The 23,164-nt window shown below is 71.1% G+C and carries 16 protein-coding genes; 5 read left to right on the top strand and 11 right to left on the bottom strand.

What is annotated here, in order from left to right; translation table 11 throughout:
* Positions 1–19: 19 nt before the first annotated feature.
* The 4 genes from YS110_17140 (at position 20) to YS110_17125 (ending at position 5,558) form a co-directional block, all read left to right on the top strand.
* Positions 20–1,015: a FecR domain-containing protein gene (locus YS110_17140; protein UJB66356.1), complete on the top strand. Its 996-nt coding sequence runs from the start codon at positions 20–22 to the stop codon at positions 1,013–1,015.
* A gap of 193 nt (positions 1,016–1,208) precedes the next feature.
* Positions 1,209–3,656 (top strand): TonB-dependent siderophore receptor, encoded by a 2,448-nt coding sequence (locus YS110_17135; GenBank protein ID UJB66355.1) that lies wholly within the window; start codon positions 1,209–1,211, stop codon positions 3,654–3,656.
* Between the two features lie 37 nt (positions 3,657–3,693).
* Entirely contained in the window at positions 3,694–5,259 is a 1,566-nt protein-coding gene (locus YS110_17130) for a PepSY domain-containing protein (GenBank protein ID UJB67499.1), read from the top strand.
* Positions 5,256–5,558 (top strand): DUF3649 domain-containing protein, encoded by a 303-nt coding sequence (locus YS110_17125; GenBank protein UJB66354.1) that lies wholly within the window; start codon positions 5,256–5,258, stop codon positions 5,556–5,558. The genes YS110_17130 and YS110_17125 overlap by 4 nt, the downstream gene beginning before the upstream one ends.
* A 56-nt stretch (positions 5,559–5,614) precedes the next feature.
* Here the strand turns inward: YS110_17125 and YS110_17120 are convergent, their stop codons facing one another.
* The gene (locus YS110_17120; GenBank protein ID UJB66353.1) at positions 5,615–6,973 is read right to left on the bottom strand and encodes a dicarboxylate/amino acid:cation symporter; all 1,359 of its coding nucleotides are present in this window, start codon (positions 6,971–6,973) and stop codon (positions 5,615–5,617) included.
* Between the two features lie 157 nt (positions 6,974–7,130).
* Between YS110_17120 and YS110_17115 the strand changes: the two genes are divergently transcribed.
* Entirely contained in the window at positions 7,131–9,794 is a 2,664-nt protein-coding gene (locus YS110_17115) for a PAS-domain containing protein (protein UJB66352.1), read from the top strand.
* Positions 9,795–10,597: 803 nt separating this feature from the next.
* Here YS110_17115 and dld read toward each other — a convergent pair.
* From dld to YS110_17065, 10 genes are all read right to left on the bottom strand, one after another.
* The gene (dld, locus tag YS110_17110) at positions 10,598–12,355 is read right to left on the bottom strand and encodes a D-lactate dehydrogenase (protein ID UJB66351.1); all 1,758 of its coding nucleotides are present in this window, start codon (positions 12,353–12,355) and stop codon (positions 10,598–10,600) included.
* The gene (gene lldD / locus YS110_17105; protein ID UJB66350.1) at positions 12,352–13,491 is read right to left on the bottom strand and encodes an FMN-dependent L-lactate dehydrogenase LldD; all 1,140 of its coding nucleotides are present in this window, start codon (positions 13,489–13,491) and stop codon (positions 12,352–12,354) included. The genes dld and lldD overlap by 4 nt, the downstream gene beginning before the upstream one ends.
* Positions 13,488–14,297 (bottom strand): transcriptional regulator LldR, encoded by an 810-nt coding sequence (gene lldR, locus YS110_17100; GenBank protein ID UJB66349.1) that lies wholly within the window; start codon positions 14,295–14,297, stop codon positions 13,488–13,490. Before lldR ends, lldD begins: the two co-directional genes overlap by 4 nt.
* Positions 14,298–14,321: 24 nt before the next feature.
* A complete protein-coding gene (gene lldP / locus YS110_17095) occupies positions 14,322–15,998 on the bottom strand; it encodes an L-lactate permease (GenBank protein ID UJB66348.1) in 1,677 nt (558 codons plus the stop codon).
* A gap of 525 nt (positions 15,999–16,523) precedes the next feature.
* Entirely contained in the window at positions 16,524–17,951 is a 1,428-nt protein-coding gene (locus YS110_17090) for a PLP-dependent aminotransferase family protein (GenBank protein UJB66347.1), read from the bottom strand.
* 8 nt (positions 17,952–17,959) lie between these two features.
* Positions 17,960–18,721 carry a class II glutamine amidotransferase gene (locus YS110_17085; GenBank protein UJB66346.1) on the bottom strand — a complete coding sequence of 254 codons (762 nt, stop codon included), beginning with the start codon at positions 18,719–18,721 and terminating at the stop codon, positions 17,960–17,962.
* A gap of 16 nt (positions 18,722–18,737) precedes the next feature.
* Positions 18,738–20,195 carry an MFS transporter gene (locus YS110_17080; GenBank protein ID UJB66345.1) on the bottom strand — a complete coding sequence of 486 codons (1,458 nt, stop codon included), beginning with the start codon at positions 20,193–20,195 and terminating at the stop codon, positions 18,738–18,740.
* 158 nt (positions 20,196–20,353) lie between these two features.
* Positions 20,354–20,542: a 4-oxalocrotonate tautomerase gene (locus YS110_17075; GenBank protein ID UJB66344.1), complete on the bottom strand. Its 189-nt coding sequence runs from the start codon at positions 20,540–20,542 to the stop codon at positions 20,354–20,356.
* A 9-nt stretch (positions 20,543–20,551) separates the two neighbouring features.
* On the bottom strand, positions 20,552–20,785 hold the full coding sequence (locus tag YS110_17070) for a cysteine-rich CWC family protein (GenBank protein ID UJB66343.1): 234 nt from the start codon (positions 20,783–20,785) through the stop codon (positions 20,552–20,554).
* A gap of 115 nt (positions 20,786–20,900) precedes the next feature.
* Positions 20,901–23,102, bottom strand: coding sequence for a malate synthase G (locus tag YS110_17065; protein UJB66342.1), 2,202 nt, complete (start codon positions 23,100–23,102; stop codon positions 20,901–20,903).
* Positions 23,103–23,164: the final 62 nt, after the last annotated feature.

Raw genomic sequence — 23,164 nt, 5'->3', positions numbered from 1 at the left:
ACGTGTGAAAGAACCCGCCATGCCCGCAAACGCCGCGCTCGACGCGGCCACCGAGGCCGCCATCGGCTGGCTTGTCACGCTGAACTCGGGCCAGGTCAGCGCGCGGGAACACGACGGCTTCGCGCGCTGGCTGGATGCCGATCCGCGCCACCGCGCGGCCTGGGAGCAGTTGCACGCGCCGCTGCAGCAGATGCTGGCCCCACTGCGTGGGGACGCCGCGCCCGCCATGCCGGGCGCCGGCCGCACCATGGGCGAGGCCCTGGCCCGCGCCGAGGCGCGCGCACGCCGCCGCCGCGCCCTGCTGCGCGGCGCGCTCGGCCTGGGCGGCGTGGCGGCGGGCGCCGCGCTGCTGGCCGAGCGGCACGCCCCGCTCGCGCAGTGGAGCGCCGACCTGCGCACCGGCACGGGCGAGCGGCGCGGCTTCGCGCTGCCCGATGGCAGCACCGTCACGCTGGACGCACGCTCCGCGGCCGACCTGGACTTCCGCCCCGGCCGCCGCACCGTCACCCTGCGCCAGGGCGCGCTGCTGGCCCACGCCGCGCCGCAGCCCGCGGGCGCGCAGGCCCCCGCGTTCATCGTGCGCACGGCCCACGGCCAGGTGCGCGCGCTGGGCACGCGCTTCATCGTGCGCCAGCACGCGGACGACAGCCTGGTGGGCATGCTGGAGCACAGCGTGGAGATCACCACCGCCAGCGGCCAGCGCCAGACGCTGCAGGAGGGCCGCAGCGCCCGCTGGAGCCCCACGGCCATCACGCCCGACCCCATCGCCCCAGGCACGGCCGCCGCGTGGCGGCACGGGCTGTTCGAGGCGCACGACCAGCCCCTGGGCGACGTGGTGCAGGCGCTGCGCGCCTACCGCCGGGGCTTCATCCGCATCGCGCCGCGCGCGGCGGCGCTGCGCGTGTACGGCAGCTACGCGCTCGACGACACGGACCGCGCGCTGGCGGCGCTGGCCGAGACGCTGCCCATCGAGGTGCGCGTATACCAGCGCGGCTGGCTGGTGGCGATCGAGTGACGGCACCTGCTGCAATTAGAAGCCGAATTAGCCTCCAGGCCAATAGCATCAAGCGCGAAAAGCTATCAAACAAATAGCAAAAAGCGGCACCAGCCGGGTTCGGCACAAAAAAGATGAACACTTTTCGCGGCGTGTTCGACAAGCCTTGGAAACCTGCGTTTCATCCGTCGTTCCTCTTGCCGAGACCTTCCGCATGCCGCTCCATTGCCCCCTGACCCCGCGCGCCCTGGCCGCCGCCGCCCTGGCCTGCGCGCTGGGCGCCCACGCCCAATCCACCCCACCCGCTGCCGCGCCCCAGGCCGTGCGCAGCTACGACCTGGCCGCGCAGCCGCTGGGCAGCGCGCTGGCGCGCATCGGCGCCGACAGCGGCCAGCAGATCAGCATCGACGCCGAACTGGTGCGCGGCCGCACCGCCCCCGCCGTGCGCGGCAGCCTGACGGCCGAGCAGGCCGCCCGCGCGGCCCTGGCCGGCAGCGGGCTGGAGCTGGTACGCACCGGCTCGGGCAGTTGGGGCCTGCGTCCCGCCGCACCGGCAGCGCCTGCCGCCGCCAGCGCCGCCGCCCACACGCCCGCCGCCAGCCAGACCCTGGGCGAGGTGCGCGTGACGGCCGAGGCCGTCGCCAGCCCCACGACCGAGCAGACGGGCTCGTACACCACGCGGGCGCTGACCATCGGCAAGATGGAGCAGTCCATCCGCGAGACGCCGCAGTCGGTCACGGTGGTGACGCGCCAGCAGATGGACGACCAGAACCTGACCTCGGTCGAGGCCGTGGTCCAGCAGACCACCGGCGCGGCCAAGTCGCAGCGCAACTTCGGCGCGCACGTGTACACCATGCGCGGCTACGTCATCCCCGACACCAACTTCCTGATCGACGGCATTCCCGGCGGCGCCTACAACCCCACCGGCTGGGTGCCGGTGGACACCGCGACCTTCGACCGCGTGGAGGTGCTGCGCGGCGCGGGCGCGCTGGCGGTGGGCGCGGGCGACCCCAGCGGCGTAGTCAACATGGTGCGCAAGCGCCCGCGCGCCGAGGGGCACCTGGACGTGGCGCAGAGCATCGGCTCCTGGAACCACTACCGCACCGAGATCGACGCGGGCGGCGCCCTGAACCAGGCCGGCACGGTGCGCGGCCGCGTGGTGGCCGCCTACACCGACCGCGACTACTTCTACGACCTGGCCCACACCAAGGCGCCGCTGCTCTACGGCGTGATCGACGCCGACCTGGCCCCCGGCACCAAGGCCACGGCCGGCTACCGGCACCAGGAACAGGACATCACGGGCTACACCATCTTCCAGCTGCCGATGTACACGGATGCCACCTCGCTGGGCCTGCCGCGCTCGACGTCGCTGGGCCAATACTGGAACCGCCACCAGGCCACGACCGACGACGTGTTCGCCGAACTGGAGCACCAGCTCGCTGGCGACTGGCGCGCCAAGCTCACCGTCAACCACAGCCAGACCGGCATCGTGCAGAAGCTGAACACGGCGCGCGGCGCGGTGGACAAGGCGACGGGCAAGGGTTTCGGCATCACCAGCAACTACTTCGTCGATCGGTCCATCGATGCCACCGGCCTGGACGCCAGCCTCACCGGCAGCTTCAACGCCTTCGGCGGCACGCACAAGGCGCTGCTGGGCGCGAGCTGGACGGAGCAGAAGGCCATCGGCCGCTCGACCACGGTGAGCATGAACATCCCCGTGGACATCTTCAATTTCCCGCACGGACTCATCCCCGAGCCCGCCACGCCCGCCTATGCCAGCCAGCTGGAGGACAAGGTCCGCCTGCTGGCGCTGTACGGCAACGCCCGGCTGGAGGTGGTGCCCCGCCTGCACCTGCACCTGGGCGGGCGGCTCAACTGGTACAAGTACCACACCGACGACCTGGTCGCCGGCAAGGTGACCAACGACTACGCGCAGAACGGCCAGCTCACGCCCTACGTCGGCGTGGTGTACGACCTGGGGCCGCAGTGGTCGCTGTATGCCAGCTACGCCAGCACCTTCGTGCCGCAGTCGCAGTACTCGTCCTTCAACGGCGGGCTGCTCAAGCCCGCCGAGGGCGACAACTACGAGGCCGGCATCAAGGGCGAGCTGATGGACAGGCGCCTGAACGTGGCGCTGGCGCTGTTCCACACCAAGAAGCGCAACGTGGCCGTGCTCGACACCGAGCACGTCGGCGGCTGCCCCGGCATCACCACCAGCGACTGCTACCGCAACGCCAGCCTGCTGCGCAGCCAGGGCGTCGACGCCGAGGTGGCGGGCCGCCTCGCCCCCGGCTGGGAAGTGGCCGCCGGCTATACCTACCTGAGCACCCGCGACGACGCGGGCGAACCCCTGACCGCGGATGCCCCGCGCAACCTGCTGCGCGCCGCCACCAGCTACACGCTGCCGGGCGAGTGGTCGGCCTGGACCGTGGGCGCCAACCTGAGCGCGCAGACGCGCAGCTACGTGACCGTGGTGCAGAACCCCGGGCGCGCCATCCTCGACCTGCGCGCGTCCTACCGCATCAGCCCCACCTGGAGCGTGTCGCTCAACGTGGGCAACGTGTTCGACAAGACCTACTGGGAATTCGTCGGCGGCACCCGCAACGGCAACGGCTACGGCACGCCGCGCAATGCCACGCTGACGCTGCGCGGCGCCTTCTGACCACATGGCGCCCGCGCCGCAGGGCTTTCGCCAGTCGATGGCCTGGCTGCACACCTGGTGCGGCCTGGTCTGCGGCTGGCTGCTGTGCGCCATCTTCCTCACGGGCACGCTGAGCGTGTTCCGCGAGCCCATCACGCGCTGGATGGAGGCGCGCCCGCCCGCCGCCAGCGTGCCCGGCGCAGCCGGCGGCGCCAGCGACGCGGCGCTGCAGGCCGCCGCGCGCCACCTCGCCGCGCACGGGGCGGGCGCACGCTTCTGGCGCATCGAGCTGCCCCGGGAGCCGGGCGATGCGCTGCGCCTGGCCTGGCCGCCCGCCGCCGGAGCGCGCGGCGGCCCGCAGACGGCCGCGCTGGACCCGGCCAGCGGCGCCCTGCTGCCCGCGCCCTGGGGCCGCAGAACCGAAGGCGGGCGCCACTTCATGACGTTCCACTACACGCTGCACGGCGGCGTTCCCGGCTACTGGCTGGTCGGCTGGCTCTCGGTGGGCATGCTGGTGGCCCTGGTGTCCGGCGTGGTGGTGCACCGGCGCATCTTTGCCGACTTCTTCACCTTCCGGCCGGCCAAGGGCCAGCGCTCCTGGCTGGACGCGCACAACGCCACGGCCGTGCTGGCGCTGCCCTTTCTGTTCATGATCGTCTACACCGGGCTGGCCATCTTCTACACCAGCTACCTGCCCTGGCCCCTGCGGGCCGTCTACGGCGCCGACGGCGCGGCCCACGGCCGCTTCCAGCAGGAGCTGACGCACCAGGCGCCGCCCATGCGGCGCGCGCGCAGCGGCACCGCGGCGCCGCTGCACGGCCTGGCCCCCCTGCTGGCGCAGGCCCAGGCCCTGACGGGCCAGCCGCCGCGCCTGGTGGTGGTCGAACAGCCGGGCGACGCAGCCATGGTCGTGCGCATCCACACCCGCGCCAGCGGCGACCCGCGCACCTTGCACCAGGCCGTGGGCAGCGTGGCCTTCGACGGCGTGGACGGCGCCGTGCTGCAGGTGCAGCGCCCGCTGGCCGGCGCCACCCCTGCCAGTGCCCAGGCGCATGGCGTGATGGCCGCGCTGCACCTGGCGCACTTCGGCGGCTGGACGATCAAGTGGCTCTACTTCTTCAGCGGGCTGGCGGGCACGGCGATGATGGCCACGGGCACCATCCTGTTTGGCATCAAGCGGCGCCGCAAGGTCGGCAAGGAGTCCGGCCCGGCCACGCCCTGGGCCTACCGCGCGGCCGAGGCCCTGAACGTGGCGGCCCTGGCCGGCACCGCCGTGGCCTGCATCGCCTACCTGTGGTGCAACCGCCTGCTGCCGGCGGACCTGCCGGGCCGCGAGGCCTGGGAGATCCGCGGCTTTCTCTGCGCCTGGCTGGCTGCCGCGCTGCACGCCGCGTGCCGCCCCGCCGCGCGGGCCTGGGTGGAGCAGCTGTCGGCCGCCGCCGTGCTGTGCCTGGCCCTGCCCCTGCTGAACCAATGGACCACGGGCCAGCAGGCCTGGCGCCATGCCCTGGCGGGCGACTGGCAGCAGGCGGGCGTGGAACTGGTGGCCCTGGGCTTTGGCGTGGCGCTGGCCTGGGGAGCCTGGCAGGTGCGGCGCGCCCTGCGCAAAGGAATCCCGGGATGAGCCGGGCGCCAAGCACCCGTGCCTGGCTGGCCATCGCCAGCCGCGTGGCGGCCGCCACCTTCGGCGGCTACGCGGCGGCCGCGCTGCTGGCGTCGGCGCTGGCCGTGGCGCTGCCGCACATTTCCTCCGCCTCGCGGGCCGACGGCGTGCTCATCGCCAGCCTGTCGGGTTTTGCCTTCCATGCGGCGGCGGCCCTGTGGGTGTTCAGCACCCGCAGCGCCCGGCGCGCCTGGGCGGGCCTGGCCGGCGTGGCGCTGGCCTGCGCGGCGCTGCTGGCGGCAGTGCCCGCCGCAGGCTGAGGGGCCCCAAAAAGCAAGGGGCCCTTGCGGGCCCCTGTGCGTGAATGCCGCGATGCTCAGGCGGCGGGCTGGGCCGTGGCGGCACCGGCCGGCAGCCCGGCCGCGGCGGCGTCCGGCACGGCCTGGCCGTCGAGGGCCGCGTGCAGGCGCTGGTAGTCGAGGGCGTTTTCCCAGCGCGAGACGACCACGGTGGCCACGGCGTTGCCGACGAAGTTGGTCAGCGAACGGCACTCGCTCATGAAGCGGTCCACGCCCAGGATCAGCGCCATGCCGGCCACCGGCACCTCGGGCACCACGGCCAGCGTGGCGGCCAGGGTGATGAAGCCCGCGCCGGTCACGCCCGCCGCGCCCTTGGAGCTGAGCATGGCCACCAGCAGCAGCATGACCTGGTGGCCCAGCGACAGGTCGGTGTTGGTGGCCTGGGCGATGAACAGGGCCGCCAGCGTCATGTAGATGTTGGTGCCGTCCAGGTTGAAGGAGTAGCCCGTGGGCACCACCAGGCCGACGACGGACTTGGCGCAGCCGGCCTTTTCCATCTTGTCCATCAGCGACGGCAGGGCCGACTCCGACGACGAGGTGCCCAGCACCAGCAGCAGCTCGGCCTTGAGGTAGCGGCACAGCTTGAGCACCGAGAAGCCGCACAGGCGCCCCACCGTGCCCAGCACCACCACCACGAACAGCAGCGACGTGACGTAGAACGAGCCCACCAGCCAGGCCAGGTTGACCAGCGACCCCAGGCCGAACTTGCCGATGGTGAAGGCGATGGCGCCAAAGGCGCCGATGGGCGCGGCCTTCATGACGATGGCCACGAGCTTGAACACGGGCGCCGTCAGCGCTTCGAGGAAGTCCAGCACCGGCGCGCCGCGCTCGCCGGCCAGGGCCAGCGCGATGCCGAACAGCACTGCCACCAGCAGCACCTGCAGGATGTTGTCGCCCACGAACGGGCTGATCAGCGTCTTCGGGATGATGTCCATGACGAAGCCCGTCAGGGTCATCTCGTGCGACTTGGCCACGTAGGACTTGACGGCGGTCTGGTCCAGGTCGGCCGGGTTGATGTTCATGCCCGCGCCGGGCTGCACCACGTTGGCCACCACCATGCCGACCACCAGGGCCAGCGAGGAGAAGAACAGGAAGTACGCCATGGCCTTGCCGAACACGCGGCCCACGGCGCTGAGCTGCGACATGCCGGCGATGCCGGTGACGATGGTCAGGAAGATCACCGGCGCGATGATCATCTTCACCAGCTTGATGAAGCCGTCGCCCAGCGGCTTGAGCGCCTCGCCGTAGGCGGGCTCGAAGTGGCCGAGCAACACCCCCAGGACGATGGCGACCACCACCTGGAAATACAGTTGCCGGTAAAACGGCAGGCGCAGCGTCGAGGGCAAAGGGGCCGCGTGGGCGGGAATGGCGTGCATGCAAGGTCTCCAGAAATCGCGGGGAACCACCCTGTGGGGTGTTCGAGGGAGCCGTTTGTACCGCCGGGAACTTTTTGCGCCGATAACCTATTGGTATTAGTCGGCGGGCGGCTCCCTGAGAATGCCCACCCAAACCTAGGGAAAACACCTACCCACCATGACCCCACCCAACCGCCGCAAACTCTGGACCCTGCTGGTCCTCCTCGGGGGCATGGCGGGCAGCATGCTCGCCGCCGGGTACGGGGCCTGGCAGCGTTCGCTGCACGAGGAAAGCGCCAGCGTGCAGCGCCAGCTCGCGCTGTACGGGCAGACGCTGGCCCAGCGCATCGACCGCTACCGCACGCTGCCCGAGGTGCTGGCGCTGGACGCGCAGTTGCGCGACGCGCTGGCGCGCCCGCTGGACCCGGCCGAGGTCGAGGCCCTCAACCGCAAGCTGGAGCAGGCCAACGGCGCCAGCCAGTCCTCCACGCTGACCCTGCTCAACCGCGACGGCTTGGCCGTGGCCGCCAGCAACTGGCGCACCGCCACAAGCAACGTGGGCGTGGACTACAGCTTCCGCCCCTACGTGCAGCAGGCGCTGGCGCACGGGCGCGGCAGCTTCTACGGCATCGGCGTGACCACGGGCGAGCCGGGCTATTTCCTGTCGCAGGCCATCCGCGACGGCAGCGGCCGCACGCTGGGGCTGGTGGCCATCAAGATCGCGCTGCAGGAGCTGGAGCGCGAGTGGCTGCAGACGCCCGACATCGTGCTCGCCTCCGACGCGCACGGCGTGGTCTTCCTGGCCAGCCAGGACGCCTGGCGCTACCGCCTGCTCGACCCGCTGGACGAGGCCGGGCGCCGCGAACTCCAGGCCACGCGGCAGTACGCCGACCAGCCGCTGCGCCCGCTGGCGTACCGCGTGGACAGCCGCATGGACAACGGCGGGCGCCTGGTGCGCGTGCAGTCCACCGACCTGCCCGCCCTGCCCGGCCGCGTGCTGTGGCAGACCCAGCCCCTGCCCGGCACCCCCTGGCAGCTGCACCTGGTGCACGAGACGCACAACAGCCTGGCGGAAAGCCGCTGGGCCGCCGCTGCGGGCGCCGGCGGCTGGCTGGCGCTGGCCCTGCTGGTGCTGTTCGCGCGCCAGCGCCAGCGCCTGTCGCTGCTGCGCCAGCGCAGCCGCCAGGAGCTGGAGACCGTGCTGCGCCAGCATGCCCAGGAGCTGCGCACCGCGCAGGACGGCATCGTGCAGGCGGCCAGGCAGGCCGACACCGGCCTCTCGCGCAGCCTGGAGCACCTGCCGCAGGGCGTGGTCATCATCGACGCCGCGCTGCGCCTCGTGGCCTGGAACTCGCGCTACGTGGAGCTGTTCCGCTACCCGCCCGAACTCATGCGCGTGGGCCAGCCCATCGAAGACCTGCTGCGCCACAACGCACGGCGCGGCCTGCTCGGGCACGGGCCGCTGCAGGAGTCGATCGAGCGGCGCCTGGCGCACCTGCGCAGCGGCACGCCGCACCTGCACGAAAGCGCCAAGGAAGACGGCACCGTGCTGGAGATCCGCGGCAACCCGCTGCCCGAGGGCGGCTTCGTCACCAGCTATGCCGACATCACCAGCTACAAGAACGCGGCGCGCGAGCTGCGCTCGCTGGCCGACGCGCTGGAGCGCCGCGTGGCCGAGCGCACGCGCGACCTGGTCGCCGCGCGGCACGAGGCCGAGCGCGCCAACCGCTACAAGACCCGCTTCGTCGCCGCCGCCGTGCACGACCTGCTGCAGCCGCTGAACGCCGCGCGCATGTTCACCTCGCTGCTGCGCAGCCACCTGCACGACGACGCCGGGCACCGCGTGGCCGACAGCATCGACAGCGCGCTGGCGGCGCAGGATGCCATCCTGGGCAGCCTGCTGGACATCGCCCGCATGGAGTCGGGCCAGCTCGAAGTGCACGTGCGCGACGTGCCCCTGGGCCCGCTGCTGCAGGTGCTGGGCCACAACTTCGGCGTGCTCGCCGGCAAGCGCGGGCTGAAGCTGTCCTGCGTGCCCACGCAGCACGTGGTGCGCACCGACGAGAACCTGCTGCGGCGCATCGTGCAGAACTTCGTCTCCAACGCCATCCGCTACAGCCGCCAGGGGCGCATCGTCGTCGGCTGCCGGCGCGACGGCGCGCACGTGCGCATCGAGGTGCACGACCAGGGCCCGGGCATTCCCGAGGCGCTGCAGCGCGAGATCTTCGAGGAGTTCCGCCGCCTCGACGAAGGCGGCGACGGCGACCGGGGCGCCGGCCTGGGCCTGGCCATCGTCGAGCGCCTGGGGCGCCTGCTGGGCCACGAGATCGGCCTGCGCTCGCAGCTCGGGCGCGGCAGCGTGTTCTGGGTGCGCGTGCCGCTGGGCGACCCGGCCGCCGTGCAGGCCCACGCCGCCCTGCCCGCCGCGCCCGAGCAGGCGGACGACGCGCCGCTGCACGGCAGCAGCGCCTGGGTGGTCGAGGACGACCCGCAAACCCGCGCCGCCACCCAGGCCCTGCTGCAGCGCTGGGGCTGCGCGGTGCCGCTGGCCGGGGGCGCGCCCGAGGCGCTGGCCCAGGCCGCGCCGGGCCAGGCGCCGCAGCTGGTGCTGCTCGACGTGCACCTGGGCAGCCACCACGGCCCCGACGTGTACGCCGCGCTGTGCCAGCGCTGGGGCCAGGCGCCCGCCGTAATCCTGGTCACGGCCGAGCGCGACGCCACGCTGCGCCGCCAGGCTGCCGAGCGCGGCTGGGGCTTCCTCGCCAAGCCGGTACGCGCCCCGGCGCTGCGCGCGCTGATGAGCCAGACCCTGCTGCGCTTGCAGGAGCGGGCGCCGTCCTGATGCGCTGACCTGGGGGCCATCTTCAAATTTGATAGCTGGTTGCGCTTGCTGGTATTGGGTTTTTGGCTGTTTTGATGCGTGTAGTGAGTTTGCTTCCCGGGGCCGGGACTCGCCCCGGCGGGCGAGGTACTTTCTTGCCGCGCGGCAAGAAAGTACCCAAAGAAACGCGCCCCGCAGTCTGCGCCCCCACGCTGCGCGTGGGGGCACACCTGGGGCGAGACGCTGGCGGGGTGCGCTGCGGAACTCGCTGCGCGCTGCGCGCTTCGCTCAAACAACCGCAGCGAGTCAGTTCACGAAGCATGCGCGACTTCGCGCATGCCACCCCGCCACCGCCTCGCCCCAGGCGCAGCCTGAAAGGGGGTGGAGACGACACGGGCCATCGCTGCGCTCGGCCTGGCGCGCGCGGCGCGCAGCGCCTGCGTGTTGGGGGCCGAGCGCAGCGATGGCCCGTATGGGGCTTCAAACCCCTTCTGGCCGTACCGAGGAGCGCAGGGCGTGGGGCGGGCGCGTGTGCCGCAGGACACACGCGCTTCGTGAACTGACTTGCCGCGTCTGTCTGAACGCAGCGCGCAGCGCGAAGTGAGTTACGCGGCACCGCCCCGCGCCCGAGCACCGCAGGCTGCCCCGGAGCGAAGCGCAGGGGATACGGACAGCAGGGGCGTGCTTCTTTTGCTTCCTTTTCTTGCACGAGCAAGAAAAGGAAGTCGCCCGCCGGGGCGAGTCCCGGCCCCGGGAAGCAAAGCCAAAAAAAGAGCAAAAGACCCAATACCAGAAAGCGCCAGAAGCTACCAAAAAAGAAGCAATCAAGCCTTCTCGGAATACCCCTTCGGCCACCCGCCCGGCCGCTGCTCGCAGCACTCCTCCCAGCCACGCAGCCGCGCGGTGTGGCCAATGCCCGGGTTGAAGGTGTTGGTCGGGTCCAGCGCGCGGTAAAAGCCCGCCAGCGCGGGCTTGGCCACGTACAGGTGGCCCACGTTGTGCTCGGCCGGGTATTCGGCGCGGCGCGCGTCCAGCAGTTCCCACATGCGGTGCTCCATGGCCAGCGGGTCCACGCCCTTCTTCACGATGTAGTCCTGGTGGAACACGTGGCAGAAGAAATGGCCGTAGTACAGCTTGTGCACGGTGTCGCGCTCCACGTCGGCGGGCAGTTCCTCCACCCAGGCGCGGTCGTTGCGGCGCAGCGCCACGTCTAGCGCCACGATGTCTTCCACCTCGGCGCGGTGCACCGCGCGGTAGCGGATGGCCGCGCCCGCGATGGCGAAGCGGTGCAGGAAGGCCTTGCGCCCTTCCTCGGCGTCGCACTCGAACCAGCCGCCGGTGCCGCTGCCGCCGAAGTGCTGCGCGAGGAAGGCGCGCGTGGCGTCCGCCGTGTCGTTGGACACGCGCACCAGCAGGTGGTGCTCGTAGCGCTGGCGCCATTCGCGCATGCGCGCGGGCAGGTGGCTGGGCAGCAGGTGGGTGAAGGCCTGCAGCAGGTGGTCGGTCACGCCGCGCAGGCCCAGGCGCTCGAAGAAGCCGTCCACGCGGCTCTTGAGGGCAAAGGCCGCCGGCACGCGCGCCGTGCCGAAGCGGTCGATGAGCAGGAAGGTGTCCTTGCCGTACTTCTCGCCGATGTCGTAGGCCGTGCGGTGGATGTACTCGCCCGCGATCGGCAGGCGCGGCAACGCCGTGAGCAGGTGGCGGCGCACGGCCGTGAGGTCGTCGGGCGCGTTGCTGCCGATGTAGAACACCGTGCTGGGCTCCTTGGGAAAGGTGTCCAGCCGCACCGCGAACAGGCACAGCTTGCCGGCCGAGCCCGAAGCCTCGAACAGGCGCGAGGGGTCGGCGTTGAAGCGCGCCGGCGTGTCCTCGTCCACGGCGCGCACGTCTTCGGCGTAGCGCGTGTCCGAGGCGGCGCGCTGCGGGTCGCTGGCCACGTCGGCCTCGGTGTAGCGGCCGTCCTGCAGCCGGGTCAGGATCTCCTCGGGCGTGCTGCCCAGGGCAATGCCCAGGTGGTTCACCAGCGCCAGCGAGCCGTCCCCCCGCACCTGCGCGTACAGCGCCAGCTCGGTGTAGGCCGGGCCGCGGCGCACCAGCGCGCCGCCCGAGTTGTTGCAGATGCCGCCCAGCACCGAGGCGCCGATGCACGACGAGCCAATGACCGAGTGCGGCTCGCGCCCCAGCGGCGCCAGCGCCTGTTCCAGGCGGTCCAGCGTGGCGCCGGGCAGGCAGACCACCTGGGCACCGCCCTGAATCACCTGCACGCCGGTGATGCGCAGGGTGTTGATGAGCACGATCTCGCGGTCGTAGTCCGCGCCGTCGGGCGTGGAGCCGCCGGTCAGCCCGGTGTTGGCCGCCTGCATGATGACGATGCGCCCGGCCGCCACGGCGGCCTGCAGCGCCTTCCACTGCTCCAGCAGCGTGCCCGGGCGCACCACGGCCAGCACCGGGCCTTCGCCGGTGCGGTGGCCCTTGCGGAAGCGCCGCGTGGCTTGGTCGCCGGTCAGCACGTGGGCCGCGCCCACGGCGTCGCGCAACTGCGCGAGCAGGGCCTCGCGCGCGATTTGGGGGGCGCCGCTCATGCCTCGCGCACCAGCAGGTCACCGCTGATGTCTGCCACCCTGGCCACGCTGGTCAGGGTCATGGCCACGCGCATTTCCTTTTCCAGCAGTTCCAGCAGGTGCTTGACGCCGGCCTCGCCGGCCGTGGCCAGCGCGTAGATGTAGGCCCGGCCGATCATGGCGCAGTCGGCCCCCAGGGCGATGGCGCGCACCACGTCCAGCCCGTTGCGGATGCCCGAGTCGGCCAGGATCTTGATCTGGCCCTTCACCGCGTCGGCAATGGCCGGCAGCGCGCGCGCCGACGACAGCACGCCGTCGAGCTGGCGCCCGCCGTGGTTGGAGACGATGATGCCGTCGGCGCCGAAGCGCACGGCGTCCTTCGCATCTTCAGGGTCGAGGATGCCCTTGATGACCATCGGCCCCTTCCAGAAGGCGCGGATCCACTCCAGGTCCTTCCACGAGATCGAGGGGTCGAAGTTGGCGCTGAGGTAGCCCATGTAGTCCTGCAGGCCCGTGGGGCTGCCGCGGTAGGCCGAGATGTTGCCCAGGTCGTGCGGGCGGCCCAGCAGGCCCACATCCCAGGCCCAGCGCGGGTGCGTCATGGCCTGCCAGTAGCGGCGCAGCGCGGCGTTCGGGCCGCTCATGCCGGAGTGGGCGTCGCGGTAGCGCGCGCCGGGCACGGGCATGTCCACGGTGAACACCAGGGTGGAGCAGCCGGCGGCCTGCGCGCGCTCCAGCGCGTTCTGCATGAAGCCCCGGTCCTTCAGCACATAGAGCTGGAACCACATGGGGCGCCGCAGCTTCGGCGCCACTTCCTCGATCGGGCAGACCGAGACGCTGGACATGGTGAACGGGATGCCGTGCGCATCGGCCGCGCGCGCGGCCTGCACCTCGCCGCGGCGGCGGTACATGCCGGTCAGGCCCACGGGCGCCAGGGCCACGGGAATCGAGAGCTTTTCGCCGAACAGGTCGATGCCGGTGTCGAGCTGGCTCATGTCCTTGAGCACGCGCTGGCGCAGCGCCACGGCGGCGAGGTCGTCCACGTTGCGGCGCAGCGTCTGCTCGGCGTAGGCGCCGCCGTCGATGTAGTGGAACAGGAAGGGCGGGAGAAACTTTTGCGCCGCCATGCGGTAGTCGGCGCTGGAGGAGATGATCATGATGGATGTCTCATGTCGGGGGTGGGCGGCTCGGCTGCGGGCAGCAGCGTCGGGGCCAGGTCAAGGGGCAGGCGCATGGAACGCTCGCGCCGCGCGCGGTCTTCGTCCAGGCGCTGGATGGTGGTGCGCACATGCTCCAGGTGCTCGCCAATGCATGCGCGCGCGCGCTGCGGGTCGCCGTCCAGGATGGCCTGCATCAGCGCCTGGTGCTGCGCGGTAAGCGCCTGCAGCGTGATGGGCGCGCTCAGGCGGAACATGTCGTGGCGGTTGCGCTCCACGGTGGACAGCACCACGGTGAACAGGCTGTGCATCACCTGCACCAGCACCAGGTTGTGCGAGGCTTCGGCGATGGCCAGGTGGAACTGCGCGTCGGCGCGCGCCGCCAGCTCGGCGTGGCCGCTTTGCTGGTGCTGCAGCATCACCTCGAAGCAGCGCTGGATGTGCGCCTTGTCCTGCGCGGTGGCGCGCTGCGCGGCCAGCCAGGCGGTGCTGGTCTCCAACGCGTGGCGCGTCTCCAGCACGTCGTAGCGGTAGTGCGGGTCGGCATCCATCAGGCCGGCCAGGGGCTGCATGGCCTCCTGCAGCCAGTGGGCCGTGGGGCGCGACTGCACGTAGGTGCCGTCGCCGCGCCGCGCCGAGAGCACGCCCTGGCTGACCAGCTTCTGGATGGCCTCGCGCACCGAGGTGCGCGACACCCCCAGCACCTCGGCCAGTTGCCGCTCCGCGGGCAGCTTCTGTCCGGGCTGCAGTCCGCGTTCCTGCACCAGGGCAAGGAGTTTCTCGACAACGTGATCGGCCAGGCGCATGGGGTGCTCTCAGATTCCAGGGTTTCAATGGCCCGGAATCATCCACGTAAACACGTAGGCCTGCAGCGTCGTGATGATGCCGATGATGACGGCGAAGGCCAGGCTGTGCTTGACGGTGAAGCGGAACAGGTCCGACTCCTTGCCCGCCAGGCCGACGGCCGCGCAGGCGATGGCGATGGACTGGGGCGAGATCATCTTGCCGGTCACGCCGCCGGTGGTGTTGGCCGCCACGGTGAGCACCTGGGGCAGGCCCAGCTGCTGCGCGGTGGTGGCCTGCAGCGCGGCGAACAGCGCGTTGGCCGAGGTGTCCGAGCCCGTCAGGAACACGCCGATCCAGCCCAGGAAGGGCGAGAAGAACGTGAACGCCTGGCCGGTGTGCGCCAGCGCCAGGGCCAGCGTGGCCGACAGGCCCGAGTAGTTGGCCACGAAGGCGAACGCCAGCACCATGCCGATGGAGTAGATCGGGATGGCCAGTTCCTTGAACGTCTCGCCCAGCGTGGCCACCGCCTTGGCGGGCGACAGGCGCGTGAAGGCGATGGTGATGATGGCCGCGATCAGGATGGCCGTGCCCGTGGCCAGCAGCCAGTTGAAGGTGTAGACCGCGCCGTAGGGCGTGACCTTGGCGACGACGGGCGGCGCCTTTTCCACCAGGTTGTGCAGGAACGGCACCGGGATGTTGATGATGGTCGAGGCCAGCGGGCCGCCGGCGGCGAACAGCGCCTTGAAGGGCTTGATGCTCCACACCGTCACCATGGCGGTGAGGATGATGAAGGGCGACCACGCCTTGGCGATGGCGCCGGCCGTCAGCGGCTGGCGGGTGGCGGGCGCGGCAGGCTGTGCCACGGCCTTGGCGCCGCCCTCGGCCTCGAAGCGGAAGATGCGCTTGGGCTGCCAGACCTTGAGGAAGGCCGTCAGCGCCACCAGCGACACGATGGCCGAGGTGATGTCCGGCAGCTCGGGGCCGATGTAGTTGGCCGTGAGGAACTGCATGACCGCGAACGAGCCGCCGCCCACCAGCACGGCGGGCCAGGTTTCCTTGACGCCGCGCCAGCCGTCCATGATGGCCATGAGCCAGAACAGCACGATCACGGTCATGAACGGCAGCTGGCGCCCGGCCATCTGGCCGATGGCGAACGCATCCACGCCCGACACCTGGCCGGCCACGATGATCGGAATGCCCATGGCGCCGAAGGCCACGGGCGCGGTGTTGGCGATCAGGCACAGGCCGGCGGCGTACAGCGGCTTGAAGCCCAGGCCCACCAGCAGCGCCGCCGTGATGGCCACGGGCGCGCCGAAGCCGGCCGCGCCCTCCAAGAAGGCGCCGAAGCAGAAGCCCACCAGGATGAGCTGCAGCCGCTGGTCGGGCGTGACCGAGAGGATCGACGAGCGGATGACGTCGAACTGCCCCGTCTTGACCGAGATTTTGTAGAGGAACACCGCGGCCACGATGATCCAGGCGATGGGCCACAGGCCGTAGAAGAAGCCGTACACGGCCGAGGCCAGCGCCGCGCTCACGGGCATCTTGTAGAACAGCAGCGCCACGCCCAGGGCCAGCAGCACCGTGATGGTGCCGGCCTGGTAGCCCTTGAGGCGCAGCCGGGTCAGCGCGAGGAAGAAGAAGACGATGGGAATGAGCGCGACCAGGGCCGAGATCCAGATGTTCCCGGCGGGGTCGTAGTTCTGTTGCCAGAGGGTTTGCATGGCCGTTGTGCGAAGTGCGTTGTGCGGGCCGGTGGGCCTGCGGGGTCAGTCTCCTCCAGTCGCGCACCGCGGGCGGTGCGGCCTCCGGTGGCTTGCGGCACGGGTCGGGCGGACCCGGGCACCGGCTGGCGCAAGAGGCGGACTGGCTACGTCTCGTGCTGCAGCGCACAAGGGCAAAACCAAATTGGTATTACCAATGAAGCCGTTAGCACAAAGTGGAGCGATTCTCTGGCTTTATTTAAACCACAATGACAGGGTTAACACCTATTTAACAATCAATCATCGAAATAAATTTCAATTGGTCATACCAATAAGAATTTATTGGGTTCACAAAGGCACGCCCCGCAACGGCGCATGGCGCGGCGGGTGAAGGTGTGGAATCAGGTTACAGGCACGCTGCTGCCGTCCGGCGCGCGGGCGCAGGATGCGCATGCCGGCCCGCTCATTTATTCATAGCTGCTTGCGCTTGCTGTATAAGCGCTGGAGGCCGTTTTGGCCATGAAGGCGGAACGCGCCTGGGCCGCTTCAGAGCGCGTGCGCCAGCCGCCCCAGCGTGGCCAGCGCGGCTTCGCTGCGCGCGTTCCATTCCTGGCCGTAGTTCAGCCGCAGGCAGTGCGCGAAACCGCGCGAGGCCGAGAAGATCGGGCCCGGCGCGATGCTGATGCCGTGCTGCAGCGCCTGGCGGTGCAGCCGCAGCGTGTCGGCGCCTTCGGGCAGCTCCACCCACAGGAAGTACCCCCCCGCCGGCTGCGTGGCGCGCGTGCCGGGCGGGAAGTGCGCGGCCACGGCTTCGGCCACGCGCGCCTGGCGCGCGGCCAGGGTCTGGCGCAGGCGGCGCAGGTGCTTGTCGAAGCCGCCGCGCTGCAGGTAGTCGGCCAGCGCCGCCTGCACCGGGGCCGAGGCGCCGAGCGTGGTGGTCAGCTTCTGGCGCGCCACGGCCTGGGCGAAGCGCCCCGGCGCGGCCCAGCCGAGCCGGTAGCCGGGTGCCAGGCATTTGGAGAACGAGCCGCAGTGCAGCACCAGCCCGTCGCGGTCGAAGGCCTTGGCGGGCAGCGGGCGCCGGTCGCCGAAGTACAGCTCGGCGTACACGTCGTCCTCGATCAGCGGCACGCCGTGGCGCGCCAGCAGCGCCACCAGCGCCTGCTTCTTGTCCTCGGGCATGAGGCTGCCCAGCGGGTTCTGGAACGTGGTCATGAGCCAGCAGGCCTGCGGGCGGTGGCGCGCGATGGCGTGCTCCAGCGCCGCCAGGTCGATGCCCTCGCGCGGGTGCGTGGGCACCTCGATGGCCTGCAGGCCCAGGCGCTCCAGCGCCTGCAGCGCGGCGTAGAAGGTCGGCGACTCGACCACCACGGCGCCGCCGGGCCGGGTAACGGCAGCCAGGCACAGGTTCAGCGCCTCCAGCGCGCCGTTGGTGACGACGATCTCGTCGGTGTGCACCCGCAGCCCGTCGGCCAGGTAGCGCAGCGCGATCTGGCGGCGCAGCGCCGGGTTGCCGGGGGTCAGGTCGTCCACCGTGCTCCACGGGTCGAGCGCGGGCGCCATGGCCGCCAGCGACTGGCCCAGGCGCGCCAGCGGAAACAGCTGCGGGCTGGGAAAGGCCGAGCCGAAGGCCACGGTGTCGCGCGTGCGGGTGGCCTCCAGCACCTCGAACACCAGCTCGCTCACGTCCACGGCAATGGAGGCGTCGGCGGGCCGCGAGGCGTGGTCGGGCTCGGGCGGGCGCTTGCGCGCGCCCTCGCTCACGTAGTAGCCCGAACGCTCGCGCGCGCGCACCAGCCCGCGCGCTTCCAGCAGGTAGTAGGCCTGGAACACCGTCGAGGCGCTGATGCCCCGGCTCTCGCAGGTGTGGCGTACCGAGGGCAGGCGGTCGCCCGGGCGCAGCACGCCGGCGCGGATCGAGGCCTCGATGTCGGCCGCCAGGCTCTCGTAGCGCTTCGGCGCGGGCGGCTGCATGGCCTGCTTCAGCGGCACACGCCGTCCACGAACACCTTGAGCTGGCCGCTCTCGAAGGCGGTCCACTGCTCGTCGCAGGTCAGCGGCGCGGTGGCGATGAGGGCCACGCGGTCGCTGGGCGTGGTGCAGGTGGAGAAGTCCAGGCGCAGGTCTTCGTCGCTCAGGCGCGCGCTGGCGAAGGGGTGGCGCCGCTCGATGTAGTGCAGGTGCGTCGAGGCATGGGCCCACAGCGCCAGCCCGTTGGAGAGCAGGAAGTTGAAGGTGCCGTGCGGCGCGATGCGCGCGGCCAGCTCGCGCAGCGTGAGCGTGAGCTCGTCGATGGTGGGCACGCCCGCGTGCGACTTGGACAGCTCCTGCATGATCCAGCAGAAGGCGTGCTCGCTGTCGGTGCTGCCCACAGGCTGGAAATGCGCGTGCAGGCGCGGGCGGAAGTCCTTCAGGTCGCCGTTGTGCGCGAACACCCAGTAGCGCCCCCACAGCTCGCGCACGAAGGGGTGGCAGTTCTCCAGGCTCACCACGCCCTGCGTGGCCTTGCGGATGTGCGCGATGACGTTGCGGCTCTTGACCGGGTAGCGCCGGATCAGCTCGGCCACGGGCGAATCCACCGCCCGCTCATGGTCGACGAAATGGCGCAGGCCCTTGTCCTCGAAGAAGGCGATGCCCCAGCCATCGGTGTGGTCGCCCGTGACCCCGCCGCGCCGGGCGAAGCCTGTGAAGCTGAAGCGCACGTCGGTGGGCGTGTTGCAGTTCATTCCGAGCAGTTGGCACATGGCGGGCAGGTCAGGTTCAGGAGGGGCGTCCGGGTTCGGGTTCGCGCAGTTGCCAGGCCGCCGCGAGCGCGACCAGGCACAGGCCGGTGAGCATCAGAAAGGTTTCGGCGAAGGCGGCGCTGCGGCTGGCGCTCGCCGCCGTGCCGGCCAGCGTGGCGCCGTGCGCCGCCAGGCGCCATTCCAGCACGATACCGCACAGGCTCACGCCGGCCGCGCCGCCAAGCATGCGGATGAAGCTGATGGCGCTCGACCCCTGCGAGATCAGCGCCTTGTCCAGCGGGCGCATGGCGCCCAGGTTGAGCGACGGCAGGATGAAGCCCAGGCCGACGCGCCCGATGATGGTCACGGCCACCAGCAGCCACAGCGCCGCGCCCGGCCGCACCAGCACCATGAGCGCGAACGACGCCGCCAGCAGCGCCAGCCCGGTGCCCACCAGCAGCGGCGTGGGCCGCCGGTCGGCCAGGCGCCCCACCAGCGCGATGGTGGCCGCCAGCGCGATGCCCGCCGGCAGCATGATGGCGCCCACGTGCGAGGCCGAGAGCTGCAGCCCCAGCTGCATGAACACGGGCAGCAGGTAGGTGGAGCCGAACAGCGCCGTGCCGTAGATGAAGGCCACCACGCAGCCCATGGCGAACTGGCGGTAGCCGAACAGGCGCAGGTCCATCAGCGGCTTGCCGCCGCGCGCCAGCAGGCGCCGCTGCCACCAGACGAACAGCACCAGCGCGGCCAGCGCCGCGCCCAGCAGCCCGGCCGACTCGCCCGCGGGCCCGCCGTGCAGCGCCACCAGGCCGTTGAGCAGGCACAGCGTGCCGCCGGCGCCCAGCATCAGGCCGCGCCAGTCCAGCCCCGCGCCGTCACCGCCGGCCTCGACGCCGCCCGGCGCGGTGACCGGCACGAACCGGTACGCCAGCCACAGCGAGGCCAGGCACAGGGGCACGACCATGAAGAAGATGGAGCGCCAGCCGAACCAGTCCACCAGCAGCCCGCCGATGCTCGGCCCGATGGCGGGCGCCAGCACCACGCCCATGCCGAAGATGCCGCTGGCGCGGCCCTGCTCGTGCGGCTGGAAGGCGTAGAGGATGATGACCGCCGGAATCGGCTGCACCACGCCGGCCGCCAGCCCCTCGGCCACGCGCGCGGCCAGCACCAGCCAGTACTCCCTGGCCAGCCCGCCGCCGATGCCGCCCGCCATGAGCAGCAGCACCGCGCCGACGTAGGTGGCGCGGTAGCCGAAGCGCGCCAGCAGCCACGGCGTGGTCAGCATGGCCACGGTGGTGGCCACCATGAAGCCCGAGGTGACCCACTGCGCGCGCTCCTGCCCCAGCGCGAAATGGTGGCTCATGTCGGGAATGGCCACGTTCACGATGGTCGAGGAAATGATGGAGGCCATCGTGCCCACCATCACGCTGAGCAGCAGCAGCCAGCGGTAGCGCTCGCCGTAGCGGGCCTTGAGCGCGGCGGCGGAATCGGTCATGGCGGTGCCCTATACGGCCCCTGGCCCTTGAAACCGGCACGGCCCGGGCCAGCGGACGCCGCGCAAGGGCCGCCCCAGAGCGCGGGCAGCGTCCCCCTTCCCGTAGCGCGAAGCGCGTAGAGAGAAGGGGGAAGCGGCGCAGCCGCTCAGGGGGTTGCTCACTGTTTATCCAGCCAGAGCTGGCCGCCCGTGGCCCAGTTCTCGCGCTTCACGTCGGTGATCAGGATGTCCACCGACTCGGGCGCGCCGCCGAGGATCTCCACCGAGACGCGCGTGATTGCCTCGGCCAGCTTGCGCTTCTGTTCAACGGTGCGGCCTTCCATCATTTCGATGTGGTACGTGGGCATGGATGTTCCTCAGGGTGCGGGGGATGAAGGGGCTTCGATGATAGGGGCGGCCGGCACCTCGCGCGCGCACAGCGGGCAGATGCAGCTTTGCCCGCGCTGCTGCGGCGCCAGGCGCGCCAGCGCAGCGCGCGACACCGGCTGGGCCATGCACCAGCAGCCCTGCGCCGGCTGCCCGGCGGCGACGGCGCATTGGTTGGACTGGCCGCACAGCGGGCAGTGGCGGGTGTCGGTGGCGGGCGGCATGCGGGCGGGCGTCAAAAAAGAAAGAACGGCACCCAGGGGTGCCGTTCTCATTGTGAATCAAATTGGCCTCCAGCGCTTGCGTGGCAAGCGCTGGCAGCTATTGATTTGATAGTTTTCAGGCGGCGGCCGCGGCCTTCACCTTCAGGCGCCAGGCGTGCAGCAGCGGCTCGGTGTAGCCGCTGGGCTGCGCCACGCCCTTGAACACCAGGTCGCAGGCGGCCTGGTAGGCCATGGATTCGGCGAAGCGGCCGTGCATGCGCTGGTACAGCGGGTCGCCAGCGTTCTGCTGGTCCACCTTGGCGGCCATGCGCTCGAAGGTGGCGCGCACCTGGCCTTCGCTGACGATGCCGTGCAGCAGCCAGTTGGCCACGTGCTGGCTGGAGATGCGCAGCGTGGCGCGGTCTTCCATCAGGCCGATGTCGTTGATGTCCGGCACCTTGGAGCAGCCCACGCCCTGGTCCACCCAGCGCACCACGTAGCCGAGGATGCCCTGGATGTTGTTGTCCAGCTCCTGCTGCTTCTCGGTGTCGCTCCAGTTCGGGTTGCTGCTCACGGGCACGGTGAGCAGGCCGGTGAGCAGGTTGTCGCGCTCGGCGTTGGCGTCGATCTTCTCCATCTCGGCCTGGATGTCGCTCACCTTCACCTGGTGGTAGTGCAGCGCGTGCAGCGTGGCGCCCGTGGGGCTGGGCACCCAGGCGGTGTTGGCGCCGGCCTTGGGGTGGGCGATCTTCTGCTCCAGCATGGCGGCCATCAGGTCGGGCATGGCCCACATGCCCTTGCCGATCTGCGCCTTGCCGCGCAGGCCCATCGACAGGCCCACCAGCACGTTGTTGCGCTCGTAGGACTGGATCCAGGCGCTGGTCTTCATGTCGCCCTTGCGGATCATCGGGCCGGCGTGCATGGCGGTGTGCATCTCGTCGCCGGTGCGGTCGAGGAAGCCGGTGTTGATGAAGGCCACGCGGCTGGCGGCCGCGGCTATGCAGGCCTTGAGGTTGACCGAGGTGCGGCGCTCCTCGTCCATGATGCCCAGCTTCACGGTGTTGGCGGCCAGGCCCAGCACCTGCTCGACGCGGCCGAACAGCTCGCTGGCAAAGGCCACTTCGGCCGGGCCGTGCATCTTCGGCTTGACGATGTAGACGCTGCCCGTGCGGCTGTTGCGGATGCCGTTGGCGCCCAGGCCCTTGAGGTCGTGCAGCGCGATGGTGGTGGTCACCATGGCGTCCATGATGCCCTCGGGGATCTCCCGGCCCTCGGCACCCCACAGGATGGCCGGGTTGGTCATCAGGTGGCCCACGTTGCGCACGAACATCAGCGAGCGGCCGTGCAGGCTCACGGGCTTGCCGTCGGCGCCGGTGTACTGGCGGTCGGCGTTCAGGCCGCGCGTCATGGGCTTGCCGCCCTTGTCGAAGGTCTCGGTCAGCGTGCCCTTGAGGATGCCCAGCCAGTTGGCGTAGCCCAGCACCTTGTCGTCGGCGTCCACCGCGGCCACCGAGTCCTCCAGGTCGAGGATGGTGGACAGCGCGGCTTCCAGCACCACGTCGGCCACGCCGGCGGCGTCGGTCTTGCCGATGAGCGTTTCACGATCGATGCGGATGTCGATGTGCAGGCCGTTGTGCGCCAGCAGCACCGACGAGGGGGCGGCGGCGTCACCCTGGTAGCCGGCGAACTGCGCCGCGTCCTTCAGGCCGGTCGTGCCGCCGTCCTTGAGCGCGACGGCCAGTTGGCCGCCTTCCACGCGGTAGCCGGTAGCGTCCTGGTGCGAGCCCGTGGCCAGCGGCGCGGCCTGGTCCAGCACGCCGCGCGCGAAGGCGATGACCTTGGCGCCGCGCACCGGGTTGTAGCCCTTGCCCTTTTCGGCGCCGTCGGCCTCGCTGATGGCGTCGGTGCCGTACAGCGCGTCGTACAGCGAGCCCCAGCGGGCATTGGCAGCATTCAGCGCATAGCGTGCGTTCAGGATCGGCACCACCAGCTGCGGGCCGGCCTGCGTAGCCAGCTCGGCGTCCACGTTGGCGGTGGTGGCCTGGGCGTTGGCCGGCTGGGGTACCAGGTAGCCGATGGTTTCGAGGAATTTGCGGTAGCCCGCCATGTCCTGGATCGGGCCAGGGTGGGCCTTGTGCCAGGTGTCCAGCTCGGCCTGCAGGCGGTCGCGCTCGGCCAGCAGGGCGGCGTTCTTGGACGCGAGGTCGGCCACGATGGCGCCGAAGCCCTGCCAGAAGGCGGCGGCGTCCACGCCCGTGCCGGGCAGCACCTGGTCTTCGATGAAGCGGTAGAGGTTTTCGGCCACTTGCAGGCCGTGCACGGAAATGCGCTGGGTCATGGTCTTGCTTTCACTCGGAGTTGATGAAGGGGGGGGCCGCGGCGCCCGGGGGCACCGCTGGC

The sequence above is a fragment of the Acidovorax sp. YS12 genome (assembly GCA_021496925.1).
GTDB lineage: Bacteria > Pseudomonadota > Gammaproteobacteria > Burkholderiales > Burkholderiaceae_C > Paenacidovorax.
Note: the sequence above shows the minus strand (reverse complement) of the source record. Positions and strands in the feature narration are given on the sequence as shown.